This is a genomic window from Streptomyces sp. KL109B, assembly GCF_030766935.1.
Taxonomy (GTDB): domain Bacteria; phylum Actinomycetota; class Actinomycetes; order Streptomycetales; family Streptomycetaceae; genus Streptomyces.
This window is the reverse complement of record NZ_JASERL010000006.1, coordinates 348,310-364,349: the sequence shown is the minus strand read 5'-3', so window position 1 is coordinate 364,349 and position 16,040 is coordinate 348,310. Positions and strand designations below refer to the sequence as shown.

The 16,040-nt window shown below is 72.1% G+C and carries 15 protein-coding genes; 8 read left to right on the top strand and 7 right to left on the bottom strand.

The genetic code is table 11. The annotated features are described in order from the left end of the window. The first annotated feature begins 5 nt into the window (after window positions 1-5). The gene (locus RBJ65_RS22435; protein ID WP_306318940.1) at window positions 6-806 is read left to right on the top strand and encodes a GNAT family N-acetyltransferase; all 801 of its coding nucleotides are present in this window, start codon (window positions 6-8) and stop codon (window positions 804-806) included. 100 nt (window positions 807-906) lie between these two features. On the opposite strand, the gene crcB (RBJ65_RS22430) is transcribed toward RBJ65_RS22435, so the two are convergent. Together crcB (RBJ65_RS22430) and crcB (RBJ65_RS22425) are read right to left on the bottom strand one after the other, a co-directional pair. Further along, a complete protein-coding gene (gene crcB / locus RBJ65_RS22430; RefSeq protein WP_306318939.1) occupies window positions 907-1,281 on the bottom strand; it encodes a fluoride efflux transporter CrcB in 375 nt (124 codons plus the stop codon). Continuing rightward, entirely contained in the window at window positions 1,278-1,742 is a 465-nt protein-coding gene (gene crcB, locus RBJ65_RS22425) for a fluoride efflux transporter CrcB (protein ID WP_306319154.1), read from the bottom strand. Before crcB (RBJ65_RS22425) ends, crcB (RBJ65_RS22430) begins: the two co-directional genes overlap by 4 nt. 335 nt (window positions 1,743-2,077) lie before the next feature. Between crcB (RBJ65_RS22425) and RBJ65_RS22420 the strand changes: the two genes are divergently transcribed. Then, window positions 2,078-2,974 carry a lysylphosphatidylglycerol synthase domain-containing protein gene (locus RBJ65_RS22420; protein ID WP_306318938.1) on the top strand — a complete coding sequence of 299 codons (897 nt, stop codon included), beginning with the start codon at window positions 2,078-2,080 and terminating at the stop codon, window positions 2,972-2,974. A gap of 27 nt (window positions 2,975-3,001) precedes the next feature. Continuing rightward, window positions 3,002-3,139 (top strand): hypothetical protein, encoded by a 138-nt coding sequence (locus tag RBJ65_RS22415; protein WP_306318937.1) that lies wholly within the window; start codon window positions 3,002-3,004, stop codon window positions 3,137-3,139. A gap of 63 nt (window positions 3,140-3,202) precedes the next feature. On the opposite strand, the gene RBJ65_RS22410 is transcribed toward RBJ65_RS22415, so the two are convergent. Further along, a complete protein-coding gene (locus tag RBJ65_RS22410; protein WP_306318936.1) occupies window positions 3,203-4,576 on the bottom strand; it encodes an NAD-dependent succinate-semialdehyde dehydrogenase in 1,374 nt (457 codons plus the stop codon). 185 nt (window positions 4,577-4,761) lie between these two features. Between RBJ65_RS22410 and boxC the strand changes: the two genes are divergently transcribed. From boxC to RBJ65_RS22390, 4 genes are read left to right on the top strand one after another with little or no spacing between them, the layout of a single operon-like run. Next, window positions 4,762-6,423: a 2,3-epoxybenzoyl-CoA dihydrolase gene (gene boxC, locus RBJ65_RS22405; protein ID WP_306318935.1), complete on the top strand. Its 1,662-nt coding sequence runs from the start codon at window positions 4,762-4,764 to the stop codon at window positions 6,421-6,423. 6 nt (window positions 6,424-6,429) lie between these two features. After that, window positions 6,430-7,848, top strand: coding sequence for a benzoyl-CoA 2,3-epoxidase subunit BoxB (boxB, locus tag RBJ65_RS22400; RefSeq protein ID WP_306318934.1), 1,419 nt, complete (start codon window positions 6,430-6,432; stop codon window positions 7,846-7,848). Window positions 7,849-7,882: 34 nt separating this feature from the next. Continuing rightward, window positions 7,883-9,460: a benzoate-CoA ligase family protein gene (locus RBJ65_RS22395; protein WP_306318933.1), complete on the top strand. Its 1,578-nt coding sequence runs from the start codon at window positions 7,883-7,885 to the stop codon at window positions 9,458-9,460. Continuing rightward, the gene (locus RBJ65_RS22390; protein ID WP_306318932.1) at window positions 9,460-10,317 is read left to right on the top strand and encodes an amidohydrolase family protein; all 858 of its coding nucleotides are present in this window, start codon (window positions 9,460-9,462) and stop codon (window positions 10,315-10,317) included. Before RBJ65_RS22395 ends, RBJ65_RS22390 begins: the two co-directional genes overlap by 1 nt. A 33-nt stretch (window positions 10,318-10,350) precedes the next feature. Here the strand turns inward: RBJ65_RS22390 and RBJ65_RS22385 are convergent, their stop codons facing one another. Together RBJ65_RS22385 and RBJ65_RS22380 are read right to left on the bottom strand one after the other, a co-directional pair. Next, window positions 10,351-11,154, bottom strand: a complete 804-nt coding sequence (locus RBJ65_RS22385; protein WP_306318931.1) for a PaaX family transcriptional regulator C-terminal domain-containing protein — start codon at window positions 11,152-11,154, stop codon at window positions 10,351-10,353. 115 nt (window positions 11,155-11,269) lie between these two features. Continuing rightward, window positions 11,270-11,533: a GlsB/YeaQ/YmgE family stress response membrane protein gene (locus RBJ65_RS22380; protein WP_306318930.1), complete on the bottom strand. Its 264-nt coding sequence runs from the start codon at window positions 11,531-11,533 to the stop codon at window positions 11,270-11,272. 164 nt (window positions 11,534-11,697) lie between these two features. Here RBJ65_RS22380 and RBJ65_RS22375 point away from each other — a divergent pair, with 164 nt between their 5' ends. Beyond that, entirely contained in the window at window positions 11,698-13,323 is a 1,626-nt protein-coding gene (locus tag RBJ65_RS22375; RefSeq protein WP_306318929.1) for a carboxylesterase/lipase family protein, read from the top strand. Between the two features lie 37 nt (window positions 13,324-13,360). On the opposite strand, the gene RBJ65_RS22370 is transcribed toward RBJ65_RS22375, so the two are convergent. Together RBJ65_RS22370 and RBJ65_RS22365 are read right to left on the bottom strand one after the other, a co-directional pair. Further along, the gene (locus RBJ65_RS22370; protein WP_306318928.1) at window positions 13,361-14,383 is read right to left on the bottom strand and encodes a hemolysin family protein; all 1,023 of its coding nucleotides are present in this window, start codon (window positions 14,381-14,383) and stop codon (window positions 13,361-13,363) included. Next, window positions 14,380-15,930 carry a CNNM domain-containing protein gene (locus RBJ65_RS22365; protein ID WP_372341271.1) on the bottom strand — a complete coding sequence of 517 codons (1,551 nt, stop codon included), beginning with the start codon at window positions 15,928-15,930 and terminating at the stop codon, window positions 14,380-14,382. The genes RBJ65_RS22370 and RBJ65_RS22365 overlap by 4 nt, the downstream gene beginning before the upstream one ends. Window positions 15,931-16,040: the final 110 nt, after the last annotated feature.

Here is a 16,040-nt window from a genome sequence, read left to right as displayed (position 1 = left end):
TCCGCATGATCGAGACGGCCCCCCGTCAACTCCCCGCCCTGTCCCGCTGGTTCCCCACCGGGGCGCCCGGTCCCGGGGTCATTGGTGAGCACGCCCTCGCCACCGGGCTCGGCACCTGGTGGGCCGACCACGCCGAGTCACCTCGCGCCCTCGCGGTGAGCTGCGCGGGACACACCATGCTGCGCGGCTCACCGGAGGGGCTCACGCCCGCCGATCTGGCGCCGCTGGCACACTCCCGGATCGACGCGCCGGCCCGCTTCCTGCCGCTGCTCGGCGCCGCGTTCGACCGGGTCACGCCCTGGGAGCGGATGGTGTGGACGCAGGTGGCTCCGGCCCGCCCCGCCGTCCTGCCGCGCGGCGTGCGGGTGCGCCGCCTGGAACCGGCCGACACCGACGCCCTCGCGGTGCTGGGCCCCGACTCGGCCTGGATCACCGCCAGTTGGGGCGGACCGCTCGGCCTCGCCTCCAGCGGGCACGGCTGGGCGGCGACCGACCGTAACGGCGCCGTGCTCGCCCTCGCCTGCACCTACTTCCGCGGCACCCGCCACGAAGACGTCGCGGTGCTCACGGCCCCCGACCACCGCCGCCACCGCCTCGCCCTGTCCTGCGTCACGGCGCTCACCGCCGACATCAGGTCCCGCGGCCACATCCCGAGCTGGAACTGCTCGACCCTCAACCGGGCCAGCCGCCTGCTCGCGTGGACGGCGGGTTTCCGGCTCGTGCGCGAGTACGTGTACTACGCGGCGGGGGGCGCGGCGGACCTCGCCGCGGCGACGGAACGCGCCGCCGCGCGCGCCGCCTCGTAGGCCACCCGGACCCCATAGAACACTCGAACTCCATAGGACACTCGGACCCCATAGGGCACTCGGACCCCATACGGCACCCGGGCGACACACCCCCGCCCGCTCAGCCCCAGACGGCCGCCGCGACCGCCGCGCCGGTGAAGGCGGCGCCAAGTCCCGCGACGACGCTGCCGATGACGTTGGCGGCGGCGAAGAAGCCCGCCCTGCCCTCGGCCAGGCGCAGCGTCTCGTACGAGAACGTGGAGTACGTCGTCAACGCCCCGCAGAGCCCGGTGCCGAGCAGCAACTGCACCTGGTCGCCCGCGCCGCCCGCCGCGACGGCGCCGGTGACCAGGCCGAGGACGAACGAGCCGATGACATTGACGGCGAAGGTTCCCCACGGGAACACCGTGTCGTGCCGGGACTGGACGGCGCGGTCGGTGAGATAGCGCAGCGGGGCGCCGACCATCGCGCCCGCGATCACCCACACCCAGTTCACCGCTGCCTCCCCGCGATGACGCGCCGGGTCAGGTGCGCCGCGGCCCATACGGCGGCGAGCGCCGCGCACACCGTCAGCGCCAGGTAGGCGAGGGCGGTGCGCGGGTGTCCTTCGGCCGTCAGGTTCCGGATGTCGACCACGTACGTGGAGAAGGTCGTGAAGCCGCCGAGTACACCCGTGCCGAAGAACGGCCGAACAAGGCGGTGGGCGTCCCACACCTCCGCGACGACGGTCATGAAGACGCCGATGACCGCGCAGCCGACGGCGTTCACGACGAGCGTCGTCCACGGGAAGGCGCCGGGGGCCGTGGGCCACAGCAGCGAGGCTCCGTAGCGGGCGGACGCGCCGACGGCGCCGCCGAGCGAGACCGCCGCGACGACGGGTCCCTGCCCCCGCCACGTGGCCTTGTGCCGGACGGGGGCGTGCAGATCCACGTCCGGGTCGACGGGTTCGTTCAGCATCGGGGTGCGGGCCTCTCCCACGTAAGTCTCCTACTCGCCGGGCACAGGTTACGGGTGCGCGTCGTCGCAAGTAGGGACCGTTGGCGGCGGCGTCGCCGCGGTTGGAGGACGGCGGGCCCCACCGCCGTGCGGTGATCACGTCCACCGCCGGGAAGACCCTACCTTCCGGCCGGTCGGCGCACCGCTCGGGGCCCGGAGGGCTCGGACCGGGCGGAAGTGGGCATCACCGTAGGGTGGCCGTCTCCCCTCCCCCTGTCCTCCGCCGCCGCCTGCCCTTACGAGACAACCCCCGCGTCACCCGGTGCGCACGCGGCGCCCGGAAGTGGCTCCCGCTCGTGCCGCTCGTCCTGGTCGCCGTATGGGTGGCCTGGAACTGGCCGCTGTTCGTCTCGGGTCTCGCGCGGCTGCGCGGCGCCGATCCGGGCTGGCTGCTGGCCGCGGCGGTGGCCACGGTGGCGTGCTGGGTGCCGGTGTGTCTGCTGCGGCAGGGCGCGGTGCTCGAACCGCTCCCCGTGGGGCGGCTGTTCGCCTCGCAGGTCGCGGCGGGGTCCGCGAATCATCTGCTGCCGGCGGGGCTCGGTGCGCACGTCGTGAACCTGCGCTTCATGCACTCCTGCGGGGTACCGACGCCCCGCGCCTGCGCCGCGCTCGCGCTGTACTCGCTGGCCGGGCCCGTCGGCCGGTACGCGTTGCTGATCGCCCTGATGGCGGCCGCGCCGGACGCGCTGCCGCTGGGTGGGCTGCTGCCGGTCGAGCGCGGCGGGCTCGCGGTGCTCGTGCTGCTCGGGGCGTGTGCCCTCGTCGCGGCGGTGCTGTGGTGGGTGCGGCCGCTGCGCGGGGCCGTCCGGGACTTCCTGGGCAGCGCGCTGACCGACGTGCGGGCGCTGCACTCCCGGCCCGCCCGGGTGCTCGCCCTGTGGTGCGGGGCGATCGGCTTTCCCGCGCTGCAGGCGACGGTCCTGGTCGCGGTGGCGCGGGCCCTTGAGATACCGGTGCCGACCCTGGACCTCGCCCTCGCGTATCTGGCGGCCACGGCCGTCGCCGGGTTCGTGCCGACGCCCGGCGGGGTCGGTTCCGTGGAGGCGGCGCTCGGGTTCGCGCTGGTGGGCGCGGGCTCCCCGGTCGTCGAGGCGACATCGGCGGTCGTGGGCTTCCGGCTGCTCACGGTCTGGCTGCCGCTGCTGCCGGGCGCCCTGTTGCTTGCCTCGCTGGTGCGCCGCAAGGTGATCTGACCGACCGGTCGCGACACTTGTGGAGGCGTGGAGCCCATGACGCCGCTCGCCCTGTACCTGCCCGAGCTGGGCGCGGTCCCCCGCTGGTTGCAGATCACCGCCGGCGTGGTCGTCCTCGGCCTGCTGGTCGCCAGGGTGGTGCTGTTCCTCCGGCGCCGGAAGTAGGAGACGCGGGAGGGCGGGCACGGGCCCGCCCTCCCACTCCTCCGTACGAAGGTGCCCGCGCGGTCAGCCCTGGACGCGGATCAGCTTCTTGTTCGCGAACTCAGCCATGCCGTACTTGCCCAGCTCACGGCCGATGCCCGAGCGCTTCACGCCGCCGAAGGGCAGGTCCGCCTGGGTGCCGGCGAAGCCGTTGATCCACACCATGCCGGTGTCGAGCCGGTCGGCGACCCGCTTGGCGCGCTCCACGTCGCCGCTCCAGACGGCGCCGCCGAGCCCGTACGGCGAGCTGTTGGCCAGCTCGACGGCGGCGTCCTCGTCGCTCACCGAGTAGACGACGGCGACCGGGCCGAACAGCTCCTCGGTGTAGGCGCGCATCTCGGGCGTGATGCCGGTCAGCACGGTCGGCTGGACGTACGCGCCCGGGCCCTCGCCGCGGCCGCCACCGGTGTGCAGCGTGGCGCCCTTGTCGACGGCGTCCTTGATCTGGCCGAGCAGCTGGTCGGCGGCGGCGCGCGAGGACAGCGGGCCGAACTTGGTGCCGGGCTCCAGCGGGTCGCCCGCCTGTACCGCGCCGACGTTCGCGGTCAGCTCGCGCACGAAGTCCTCGTACAGGCCGTCCTGGACGAGGAAGCGCTTCGGCGAGTTGCAGGCCTGTCCGGCGTTGCCGAGTCGGCCGCCCGCCGCCGCGCGGGCCGTCTTCGCGACGTCCTCGGTGTCGAGGAGGATGAACGCATCCGAGCCGCCAAGCTCCAGAACACACTTCTTCAGGTTCCGGCCCGCGATCTCGGCGACCGCGGAACCGGCCCGCTCGCTGCCGGTGAGCGAGACACCTTGGTTGCGCGGGTCGGCGATGATGTCGGCGACCTGGTCGTTGGTGGCGAAGACGTTCAGGTACGCGCCGGTCGGAAGGCCGGCGTCGGTGAAGATCTGCTCCATCGCGAGGGCCGCCTGCGGGCAGCTCGGGGCGTGCTTGAGCAGGATGGTGTTGCCGAGCATCAGGTTCGGCGCGGCGAACCGGGCCACCTGGTAGTACGGGTAGTTCCACGGCATGATCCCGAGCAGGGAGCCGAGGGGCGCGGTGCGCACCGTGGCGGTGCCGCCGCCGCTGACCGAGAGCTCCTCGTCGGCGAGGAAGCCGGGGCCCTCGGTGGCGTAGTAGTCGTAGATGCTGGTGACGATGTCGATCTCGCCCTTGGCCTGGGCGAGCGGCTTGCCCATCTCCAGGCTGATGATGCGGGCGAGCTCGTCCTTGCGCTCCTGGTAGATCTCACCGACCCGGCGGAGCACCGCCGAGCGGGTCTCGACGTCCGAGGTGCGCCAACTCTGATACGCCGCATGAGAGTCGGCCAGCGCGGTCTCGATCTGCTTCGCGGTCGCCTCGGGGAATTCCTTGAGGGTCTCGCCGGTCGCGGGGTTCACCGTCTTGTAGGCCGTCATGCTCGCGACCATACCTTTCACCTCCCGATACGCGTCCAGACCCCCGGCCCCGACCCTGTCCCGGGCCCCGCCGTCGGCCCCGTCGACACCCAGGAAACGTGCTACGGGTTATTGACGCTCCTACAGCCGAGCGTGGAGTGTTGTGTCATCCGAGGACGACTCATCCGAGGACGAGGGGACACGCCATGCGCGTCGAGTTCCGGACCGCGCCGAGCCACTACCGCCACTGGAAGCTGAAGGTCGACGAGTCCGTCGCCACGCTCACGATGGACGTCGCGGAGCGCGGCGGGATCGCTCCCGGCTACGAACTCAAGCTCAACTCCTACGACTTGGGCGTCGACATCGAGCTGTACGACGCCGTGCAGCGGCTGCGCTTCGAGCACCCCATGGTGCGGGCCGTGGTGGTGACGAGCGGCAAGGAGAAGGTGTTCAGCGCGGGGGCGAACATCCGGATGCTGGCGGCGTCGAGCCACGAGTGGAAGGTGAACTTCTGCAAGTTCACCAACGAGACACGGGCCGCCGTCGAGGACGCCTCCGCGCACTCGGGGCAGACGTATCTGGCCGCCCTCAACGGCACGGCGTCCGGCGGCGGTTACGAGCTGGCGCTCGCCTGCAAGCGGATCCTCCTCGTCGACGACCGCTCGTCGACGGTGTCCCTGCCCGAACTGCCGCTGCTCGGCGTGCTTCCCGGTACGGGTGGTCTGACGCGGCTCGTCGACAAGCGGCACGTGCGCCGGGATCTCGCCGACCACTTCGCCACGAGGGCGGAGGGCGTGGGTGGCGGGCGGGCCGCGCGCTGGCGCCTTGTCGACGAGGCGGTGCCGCGCAAGGAGTGGGAGCCCACGGTCGCCGCCCGCGCGGCCGAGGCCGCCGCCCGCTCCGACCGTCCGACGGGCGGGGCGGAGGGGATCCGGCTCGGGCCGCTGGAGAAGACGCGGACCGAGGATCGCGTCGAATACCGTTACGTCCAGGCGGACTTGGACCGTACCCGCCGCCTCGTGGAGATCACTCTCTTCGGCCCCCGGGACGACGCTCCGGCCGATCTCGCCGCCCTGCACCGACAGGGCGACGCCTCGTGGCCGCTCGCCCTGGCCCGCGAACTGGACGACCTCGTCCTCGATCTGCGTACGAACGAACCGGAGTTGGGGACGTGGGTGCTTCGCACCCGTGGCGACGCGGCCCGGGTCCTCGCCCACGACGCACTCCTCCTCGCCCACGGCGACGACTGGCTCGCCCGCGAGATCACCCTCTATCTGAAGCGCACCCTCAAGCGCCTCGACCTGAGCAGCCGCAGCCTCATCTCCCTGATCGAGCCCGGCAGTTGCTTCGCGGGAACGCTCCTGGAGGTCGCGCTCGCCGCCGACCGCTCCTTCCACCTGGCCGGTGTCTTCGAGGAGATCGACCCCGACGCCGAGCACGCCACGCTCACCGTCGGCCCGATGAACCTCGGCCCGCTCCCCATGAGCAACGGACTGAGCCGCCTCGGGACCCGCTTCCTGGGGGACCCGGAGTCGCTGTCGGCGGCCCGCGCCGCCGAGGGCCGCCCCCTCGACGCCGAGGCGGCCGAACGCCTCGGCCTCGTCACCTTCGCCCCCGACGACATCGACTGGGACGAGGAGGTGCGCATCGCCCTGGAGGAGCGGGCCGGATTCAGCCCGGACGCCCTCACGGGTCTTGAGGCGAACCTCCGCTTCGTAGGCCCCGAGACCCTGGAGACGAAGATCTTCGGACGACTCACCGCCTGGCAGAACTGGATCTTCAACCGCCCGAACGCGTCGGGCCCCGAAGGCGCCCTGCGCCGGTACGGCACCGGACAGCGCGCGGAATTCGACCGGAAGCGGGTGTGACTCACCATGGCGCTCACCGCCGACTACACGGACAGGATCCCCAACAATGTCGACCTGCACGAGGACCGCCGCCTCCAGCGCGCCCTGGAGTCCTGGCAGCCCAACTTCCTTTCCTGGTGGGACTCCATGGGCCCCACCCTCCCCACCGACGACGTGTATCTGCGGACGGCTGTAGACGTCGGCCGGGACGGCTGGGCGCGGTTCGGGCACGTCGCGATGCGGGACTACCGGTGGGGTGTGTTCCTCGCGGAGCCGAAACCCGACCGCCGTATCGCCTTCGGCGCGCACCGCGGCGAGCCGGCGTGGCAGCAGGTGCCCGGCGAGTACCGGGCCGATCTGCGACGCCTCATCGTCGTCCAGGGTGACACCGAACCGGCCAGCGTCGAGCAGCAGCGCAACCTGGGGGCGACCGCGCCCAGCCTCTACGACCTGCGCAATCTGTTCCAGGTGAATGTCGAGGAGGGGCGGCATCTGTGGGCGATGGTGTATCTGCTGCACGCCTACTTCGGCCGGGAGGGCCGCGAGGAGGCCGAGGAGCTGCTGCACCGGAACTCGGGGAGCGACGACTCGCCGCGCATCCTGGGCGCGTTCAACGAGGAGACACCTGACTGGCTGTCCTTCTTCATGTTCACGTACTTCACCGACCGCGACGGCAAATACCAGTTGGGCACGCTCAAAGAGTCGGCCTTCGACCCGCTGTCACGTACCTGCGAGTTCATGCTGAAGGAAGAGGCGCATCACATGTTCGTCGGCACCACCGGCATCGACCGGGTGGTGCTGCGCACGGCGGAGCTGATGCGCGAGCACGACACCGACGACGTGACGGCCCGCGGCGGCATCCCCCTCGATGTCATCCAGAAGTACATCAACTTCCACTACTCGGTCTCGCTCGACCTCTTCGGTTCAGAGACGTCGACGAACGTCGCCAACTACTACACCTCCGGCCTCAAGGGCCGCTGGGCGGAGGAGCGCCGCAAGGACGACCACGCGCTGACCGACGACTCGTACCTGGTGGACGCGCTGGTGGAGGGCGCGTTCGGGCAGCGGGAGGTGGCGGCGCTCGTCGGCCTCAACACCGATCTGCGCCGCGAGTACATCCGCGACTGCCACAGCGGCCTGACCCGCTGGAACCGGCTCCTGGAGGAGGCCGGGATCGACCGGCGGCTCTACCTCCCGCACGTCGCGTTCAACCGGCGGGTGGGTGCCTTCGCCGGGGTCGAGGCGGCGCCTGACGGCACGGTGCTCGCGCCCGGGGCGTGGGAGGACGCGCAGGACGCGTGGCTGCCGACCGAGGTGGACAAGACGTACATCCGCTCGCTGATGCGGCCCGTGCACGAGCCCGGCCGGATCGCCTCCTGGATCGCGCCACCCCGCCAGGGCATCAACGGCAAGCCGTTCGACTACGAGTACGTCCACTTGGCCTGACGACCGCCTGGCCCGACGTTCCGAGGAGGGGACCATGAGCGAGCCCTTCAACGCGTGCCGCTATCTGCTCGACCGCAGGATCGACGACGGCGACGGTGACCGGCTCGCGCTGACCGGCCCCGCCGGGGAGTTCACGTACGCGGAACTCCACGACCGGGTGTGCCGCACGGCGACCGGGCTTCGCGCCGTCGGCCTGCGCCCCGAGCAGCGCGTGCTGCTGTTCATGGCCGACTCCCCCGACTTCGTCACCGTGTTCCTTGCGGCGCTTCGGGTCGGGGCGATACCGGTGCCGGTGTCGACGATGCTGCACGCGGGCGACCTGGGCGAGCTGCTGCGGGACGCGCGGGCCGCGTTCCTCGCGGTGAGTTCCGCGTACGTGTCCGTGGCCGACAAGGCGGTGGCTCAGGCGCCCGAGCTGCGAGGTGTGCTCGCCGCATCCGACGTCACTTCTGACGCCTTCACCGGCGGCCAACCGGTGCACGGAATAAGGGAGTTGGTGGCGGCACACCCGGCCACCACCGACACGTACACGACCACGGCCGACTCCCCCGCCTTCTGGCTCTACACCTCCGGCACCACCGGCTCCCCCAAGGCCGCGATGCACCGGCACGGCGCGGTCCCCGAGGTCTGCGAGACGTACGCGGCGCGGGTCCTGGGCATCGGGCCCGACGACCGGTGTCTGTCGGCGGCGAAGGCGTTCTTCGCGTACGGGCTCGGGAACTCGGTGCTCTTTCCGCTCGCGGTCGGCGCGGCGAGCGTCCTCGAACCGGAGCCGTCCAGGCCGGAGTTGCTGACCGCGCGGGCTCGCGCGTACGGGGCGACGCTGTTCTTCGCGGGGCCCACCTTCTTCGCGCACATGCTCCGCGCCGGGCTGCCGGGCGACGCGCTCGCGGGTGTGCGGCGGGCGGCCTCGGCGGGCGAGGCACTGCCCGCCGCGCTGCAGCACCGCTGGAGCGAGCACTTCGGGATCGACATCCTCGACGGCATCGGCATGACGGAGACCCTGCACATCTTCCTGTCGAACGCTCCGGGAGCCATCCGCCCCGGCACCACCGGCCGCCCGGTCCCCGGCTACGACCTGCGGATCCTCGACGAGGACGGCCACGACACCCCCACCGGCACACCAGGCACCCTGTACGTACGCGGCCGGTCCGTCGCCACCGGCTACTGGTCCCGGTACGACGACACCCGGCAGGTGTTCCGCGGCGAGTGGCTGCGCACCGGAGACACCTACGTGTGCGACGAGGACGGCTACTACACGTGTCTCGGCCGCACCGGGGACATGCTCAAGGCCGGTGGCATCTGGGTGTCACCGGCCGAGGTCGAGGCCCGGCTGCTCGAACACCCCGCCGTCGCGCAGGCGGTGGTGGTCGCGGCGACGGACACGGACGGCCTGGAGAAGCCGGTCGCGTACGTCGTCGGGACGCCGGGGCAGGACATCACGGCGGCCGAGCTGATCGCGTTCTGCCGCACGGGTCTTCCCTCGTTCAAGCGGCCCCGGCACGTGCTGTTCACGGAGGCGTTGCCGACGACCGCGACCGGCAAGATCCGCCGCGTGGAGCTGCGGGCGCGCGCCGCCGCCGACCTGACCGCCGCCTTTGAGGAGACCTGATGCTGGACGGTTACCCGCTGATCGACGTCCACCTCCACCCGGCCCGCCTGTCCACCCTGAAACCCAGCTACGAGGAGTGGACGCAGGGCGTCGCCGACCACGACCTCCTCGCGCGCGTTTACGACGGTGACACGGTGGACCCCGAGGCCTTCCACCGCCACCTCGTCGCCGAGGGCGTCGACATCGCGCTGCTGCTGTCGGAGTACAGCCCGCGCACCACCGGCATCCAGCCGGTCGAGGACCTGCTGCCGCTCACCTCGTACGAGCCGTCCCGCGCCAAGTTCATCGCCAACGTCAACCCGCACCTGCACTACCCCATCGAGGAGGAGCTCCAGCGCCAGCTCGACCTCGGCGCGGTCGCCTGCAAGCTGCACCCGGTGCACGCGGGCGTCGCCGCCAACGACCGCCGCCTGTACCCCGCGTACGAGCTGTGCCAGTCCGCCGGGATCCCGCTCGTCGTGCACTGCGGCACCAGCACGTTCCCCGGCGCCCTCAACAAGTACGCCGACCCGGTCTTCCTGGACGACGTGCTGCGTGACTTCCGCCGCCTCGACGTGGCGCTCGCGCACGGCGGGCGTGGCTGGTGGTACGACGCGGCGGCGTTCATGGCGCTGTCCAACGAACACGTGTGGATCGAGCTCTCCGGCCTGCCGCCGTCCCGGCTGCGCACGTACTACGGCAAGTTCGACTGGGCCCGCCTCACCCGCCGCATGATCTTCGGTACGGACTGGCCCGGGGTGCCCGGCATCGCGCGCAACGCCCGCGCGATCGCGGAGCTCTGCCCCGACGAGACGACGACGGGTCTGGTGCTCGCGGGGAACGCGGCGCAGGTGTACCGGCTCAAGCCGGAGGGGTGACGGGGCGGCCGGTGGGGCGGGTCGCGGGGCGGGTCAGCCGCCTTCGGTCCATCGGTCCCACTCGTCCTGCGCCTCGTGGTGCCACCGCTCGTGCAGTTCGGTGAAGACGTTCGTGGCGCGTACGCCGATCCAGTGCGGCGGCAGCAACTCCAGCGGGAGTTGGGGGTCGAGGGCCGGGAAGCGGCGCCACGCGTCGACCAGGCGGACCTGGGCCAGCAGGGTGGCTTCGCCGGATTCGGCCCGGGTCCCCGCGAAAGAGCGCACGAACTCCTCGTACTCGGTGGCGAGTTCACCGAGCCGCCACGCCTGTTCCACCATGTCCCGCTCGGAGCCGATGCCCGCGAACGGGCCGCAGAACGAGGACACTTCGGGCCCGAGCCCCAGGTCCTCCACCACCTGCTTGGCCTCCGCCTCGCGCGAGGTGTGCGGACACACCCACAGGCCCGGGGCCGGGCTCCCGAGGCCCACCCAGGTCAGTCGGGTCCGCAGCCGGTGGCGCAGTTCGCGCCGGGCCTCGGGGACGCTGACGAGGAGCACCAGCCAGCGGCCGTCCCAGCTCGCCCGCGCCCGCCCGAAGGAATATATGCGCTCGGCGCCCTCGCTCAGCAGCGTCCGGCCCCGCTCGGTGAGGGCCCAGCGCACCCGCCGCCCGGACCGCTCGGCGGTGACGAGCCCGCTCGCCGCCATCCGGTTGAGCGCTTGCCGCGCCGCCTTCTCCTCGACACCGAGTCCTTCCATCACGCGCAGCAGCACCGACGTCCACACCGGGGCGTCGCGCGGCAGCACGTACTCGCCGAGCACCGTGAGCAGGAGGGAACGCGCACTCGACCTGGTCAATGCCGACTCCTCCGCTGGACGTTGACCAAGGATAGCCGAATCCTGCTACGGAACTACCACGTTACGTCAGGTGTACGTAGAGCTTTGGAGCTTTGCGTAGCGGGTGTGCCACCTCTCAGCGCCGGACTTTGAGCCGCTCCACGCCCACCACGCCGAGCGCGGCGAGGCCGATCTGGATGGCCAGTTCGATCCAGTCGACGCCGTCGGTCTCGGCGACGTCGAAGGCGCCGGCGATGGCCGTGCCGACGAGCGCCGCGACGATGCCGACCAGAAGCGTCCACAGGATGCCGATGCGCTGGCGTCCGGGGATGACCAGTCGGCCGAGGATGCCGATGACGATGCCGATGACGATCGCGGTGAAGATGCCGGAGATCTCCATACCTGCCTGCCTGTTCGCATTCGGATGTCGGTTTACGTGTTTCCCGGCATAGGTGACGCAGTCCCGTCGGCGCGGGTTGAGTGTCACTGCGGGGGATATCCCCCGGAGGAGAGTGGTGGCTACCCGGCTACTGAGGATGTCTCCAACTGCGTACGTTGATGGGCATGTTGAAGCGGACAACACACGCGGCCATCGCCGTCGCGCTCGTCTCCGGCGCCCTCGTGGTCACGGCCACCTCCTCTGGTGCCGCGGCCTCTGACGCCGTGGCCTCCGGTGCCGTCACCGCCACGGGCGGCGTCGCCGGTCCGACCGTGCGGACCGACAAGGGGGTCGTACGTGGCTCGGCCGAGGGCACGGTCCGCTCCTTCGCGGGCATCCCGTACGCGGCCGCGCCCGTCGGTGACCTGAGATGGGCGCCGACCGCGCCCGCGCCCCGGTGGCGCGGAGTCCGGGACGCCACCAGGCCCGGCTCGCCGTGCCCGCAGACCGGGCTCGTCCCGCCCGTGGGCCCGCACTCGGACTCGGAGGACTGCCTGTACGTCAACGTGACCGCACCCAGGGCGAGTTCGCCGCGGCCACGCCCCGTCATGGTCTATCTGCACGGTGGCGACCACACCGACGGGGAGGGCGCCATGAACGGCGCGGCGCGGCTCGCGGCGCAGGGCGATGTCGTGGTCGTGACGGTCAACTACCGGCTGGGGGCACTGGGCTATCTCGCCCACCCCGACCTGGAGAAGAAGGGCGGCGAGTCCGGCAACTACGGGTTCCTCGACCAGCAGGCGGCGCTGCGGTGGGTGCGGCACAACGCCGCGGCGTTCGGCGGCGACCCGGGCAACGTCACCCTCTTCGGCCAGTCCGCCGGGGCCACCAGCACCTGCGCCCATCTGGTCGCGCCCACCTCGGCCGGACTGTTCCACCGGGCGATCCTGCAGAGCGGCGCGTGCACGCGGGCCGACGCGACGGCCGATCGGGCGGACGCGCTGCGGCAGGGCGAGGCCACGGCGCGGGACATCGAGGAGACGCACGGGATCGACGACTGGCGCGAGGCGTCACCCGAGCAGCTCGTGCACCCCTTCGGCACCGGACCGCACTACGGACCCGTGTACGGCGGCGCGCTGCTGCCGCGGACGCCGCAACAGGCCCTCGCGAGTGGCGAGTTCAACAGGGTGCCCGTGCTGCAGGGCATCACCCGCGACGAGAACCTCGCCTTCGCCTACAACATGGAGCTGATGAAACGGCGGTCCACCGGCGACCCGGACGCCGTCCTCGACGAGCGCGACTACCGCACCCGGCTCGACGCCGACTTCGGAGAGGAGCAGGCCCGCGCGATCGCCGCCGAATATCCCATCGGGGCACACGACGGCTCCCCCGCCCTGGCCCTCGGCGCGGCGCTCACCGATGCCGACCACGGCCGCGCCACGGTCGCCACCGGCGAGGCCCTGGCCCGCCATGTCCCCACGTACACCTACGAGTTCGCCGACGACCCCACGCCCTGGTACGCCGATCCGGCCTACCCCGAGCCGTCGTTCCCCGCCGGCGCCATGCACACCTTCGAGCTCCCGTACCTCTTCGAGCTCGCCGCACACCGTCCGCTGGACGCCCGCCAACGGGCGCTGTCCGCCGCGATGATCGACGTCTGGTCCGGCTTCGCGCGCACCGGCCGCGCCCCCTGGAAGCCCGGCACCGGCTCCGCGCTCAACGCCCAGTCCCTGGCCTCCGGTCCTGGCGGCATACGCCCCGTCGACTTCGCCAAGGAACACCACGACTCCTTCTGGAAGGCGCTGGGCTGATGCCGCCCGGACCAGTGCCGCCGGACCCTGCCCGGACTCAGGCCGCCGCCTGCGGGTGGGTCAGTCGGGCCAGGAGGTCGTCGAGGGCGACGAGGCCGGTGAGGCGGCCGGTGTCGTCGTGGACGACGGCGAGGGAGGCACGGCCCTTGCGGAGCTGTTCGATGGCCTGGCCGACCGTGTCGGTCGCGAGCAGTTCCGGTACCGGGCGGGCCAGCTCACCGGCCGTCGTGGCGCGCCCCCGGCTGCGCGCGATCAGCGCGTCGCGGGCGTGCACGGAACCGGCGACCCGGCCCCCGTCGCGTACGAGGAGACGGCTGCGGTCGCGGTCCGCCGCCGTGGCGAGGACCGTGTCGAGGTCCGCGTCCGCAGGGACGGAGGTGATGTGTGCGGCGGGTGTCTGGAGGTCGCCGACCGGGGTGAGTGGTTCGACCAGGGAGCTGGTGATCAGCTCCGAGTCGTCCTTGCTGATCAGGCCGAGCCGCTCCGACTCCACGACGAGGTGGGTGAGTTGCTCGCGGTTGTGCACCTCGGCGAGTTCGTCGCGCGGGGTGACTCGGCACATGCGTACCAGCGCGTTGCTGACCCGGTTGAGGACCCAGATCAGCGGGCGGACGACCTTGACCACGGCGCGGAACGGCGGCGCGAGCAGCATCGCCGAACGCTCGGGGTGCGCGATCGCCCAGGACTTGGGCGCCATCTCGCCGACGACCATGTGCAGGAACACCACGACGATCATCGCGAACGCGAAGGAGACTCCGTAACTGAGGCCGCTGGGCAGGCCCCAGCTGTGCAGCAGCGGGTCCAGCTCGTGGGAGATGGCGGGCTTGGAGATCGAGCCGAGGCCCAACGTACAGATGGTGATGCCGAGCTGGGCGCCCGCGAGCATCAGCGACAGCTCGCGCATCCCGGCGAGGGCAGCCTTGGCGCCGCGCGCGCCGGACGCGATGGCCTGCTCCATGCGGTGCCGCTTGGCGGCGACGAGGGCGAACTCGGCGGCCACGAAGAAGCCGCTGCCGATGAGGAGGAGGACGGTGATGAAGAGGGCCATGGGGAAACTCATGAGCGCGGCTCCTCTTCGGTGTCGGACGATGCGGTGGCGGGTCCGGTGGCGGCCTTGGTGCCGGGTCCGGCGGCGGGCTCGGTGTCGGGACGGGCGGCGGGCTCGGGGCCGGTGCCGGGACCTGCGGCGGACTCGGGGCCGGTGCCGGGTTCGGGACCGGCGGCGGGCTCGGGGCCAGGGACGGTGCCGGGTTCGGTGTCGGGCGGTGGTTGTGGGGCGGTTGGGGTGCGGAGGGTCAGACCGGCCAGTTCGGCCACGTGGCGGTCGAGGGTCCGGACGTCGAGCACGGCCTGCACGCCACCCGCGTCGTCGTCCAGGTCGATCGCGACCCGGTCGCCGACCGCCGGGAAGCGGCCGAGGCGGTCGACGATCAGGCCGGCCACGGTGTCGTACCCCTCGCCCTCGGGCAGCTCGACGCCGGTGGCCTCGGCGATCTCGTCGAGGCGGCGGCCCGCGTCGACCACCCAGCCGGTGCCGTCGACGTCCGGGACGGCCGGCCGTGTCTCGCGGTCGGTCTCGTCCGCGATGTCACCGACCAGCTCCTCGGCGATGTCCTCGTACGTGACGACGCCCGCCACGCCACCGTGCTCGTCGAGGACGACAGCGAACTCGTCGTCGGCCTCCCGCATCCGGTCGACGGCGGCCGGGAGCTGGAGCCGGTCCGGCAGCAGCAGGGGACGCCTGGCCAGCGCCCCGGCCGTGGTGTCCTCGTACGCGGACTGCGGCAGCCGCGTCAGTTCGCGGACGCCGACGACGCCCGTGACGTCGTCCGGGTGGTCGCCCATGACCGGGTACGTGGAGTGGCCGTGCTTGGCGATCAGCTCGACGGTGTCGGCGGCCGTCGCCTCCGCGCGGACGAAGACGGCGTCCGCGCGCGGCACCATCACCTGGTCGAGGGTCCGCTCGTTGAACGCCAGGGCGTGGTCGAGGAGGGCGGCGGTCTCGCGGGGCAGCTCGCCCTGCTGATGGGACTCGCCGATGAGGTGGCTCAGCTCCTCCAGGGTCGCGCCGTGGTGCAGCTCCTCGACGGGTTCGATGCCGACCTTGCGCAGCAGCTTGTTCGCGGCGCTGTCGAAGAGGTGCACGACGGGGCCGACGACCTTCAGATACGCGAGGGTGGACCCGGCGAGGGACTTCGCGAGGCGCTCCGGGACGGCGAGGGCGAGGTTCTTCGGGGCCAGCTCGCCGAGCACCATCTGCACGACCGTGGCCAGCACGAACGCCAGGACCACCGAGATTCCGGTGACGGCCGCGGCCGGGATGCCGATGCCTTCGAGGGCCGGGCGCAGCAGGGTCGAGACGGAGGGTTCGGCGAGGAAGCCGACGACCAGGCCGGTGACCGTGATGCCGAGCTGGGCGCCCGACAGCATGAAGGAGAGCCGCTCGAGGACCTTGAGGGCCTTCGCCGCCTTCTTGTCGCCCGCATCGGCGTCGCGGGCGAGGGCCAGGCGGTCGGCGGCGACGTAGGCGAATTCCTGCGCGACGAAGTATCCGGTTCCGGCGGTCAGCACGAGGACCGCGAGGAGACCGAGCACGGCACTCAGCATGTGACACCACCTCGCCGTGTGCCGTGCTCATGGCTCGTGGGGCGGGGTGGTCGGGGACTGTGCCCCGGAGGGTCCGTCGATCTGGCGGACAACCGGCTGCTCCTTCGCGT

What these genes read in the sequence shown, in the direction of transcription:
- crcB (WP_306319154.1), bottom strand. Translation starts at nt 1,742, where the DNA reads ATGCTGAACGAACCCGTCGACCCGGACGTGGATCTGCACGCCCCCGTC.
- RBJ65_RS22365 (WP_372341271.1), bottom strand. Translation starts at nt 15,930, where the DNA reads ATGCTGAGTGCCGTGCTCGGTCTCCTCGCGGTCCTCGTGCTGACCGCC.
- boxB (WP_306318934.1), top strand. Translation starts at nt 6,430, where the DNA reads ATGGCGCTCACCGCCGACTACACGGACAGGATCCCCAACAATGTCGAC.
- RBJ65_RS22370 (WP_306318928.1), bottom strand. Translation starts at nt 14,383, where the DNA reads ATGAGTTTCCCCATGGCCCTCTTCATCACCGTCCTCCTCCTCATCGGC.
- RBJ65_RS22435 (WP_306318940.1), top strand. Translation starts at nt 6, where the DNA reads ATGATCGAGACGGCCCCCCGTCAACTCCCCGCCCTGTCCCGCTGGTTC.
- RBJ65_RS22375 (WP_306318929.1), top strand. Translation starts at nt 11,698, where the DNA reads ATGTTGAAGCGGACAACACACGCGGCCATCGCCGTCGCGCTCGTCTCC.
- RBJ65_RS22390 (WP_306318932.1), top strand. Translation starts at nt 9,460, where the DNA reads ATGCTGGACGGTTACCCGCTGATCGACGTCCACCTCCACCCGGCCCGC.
- RBJ65_RS22410 (WP_306318936.1), bottom strand. Translation starts at nt 4,576, where the DNA reads ATGACGGCCTACAAGACGGTGAACCCCGCGACCGGCGAGACCCTCAAG.
- RBJ65_RS22395 (WP_306318933.1), top strand. Translation starts at nt 7,883, where the DNA reads ATGAGCGAGCCCTTCAACGCGTGCCGCTATCTGCTCGACCGCAGGATC.
- boxC (WP_306318935.1), top strand. Translation starts at nt 4,762, where the DNA reads ATGCGCGTCGAGTTCCGGACCGCGCCGAGCCACTACCGCCACTGGAAG.
- RBJ65_RS22380 (WP_306318930.1), bottom strand. Translation starts at nt 11,533, where the DNA reads ATGGAGATCTCCGGCATCTTCACCGCGATCGTCATCGGCATCGTCATC.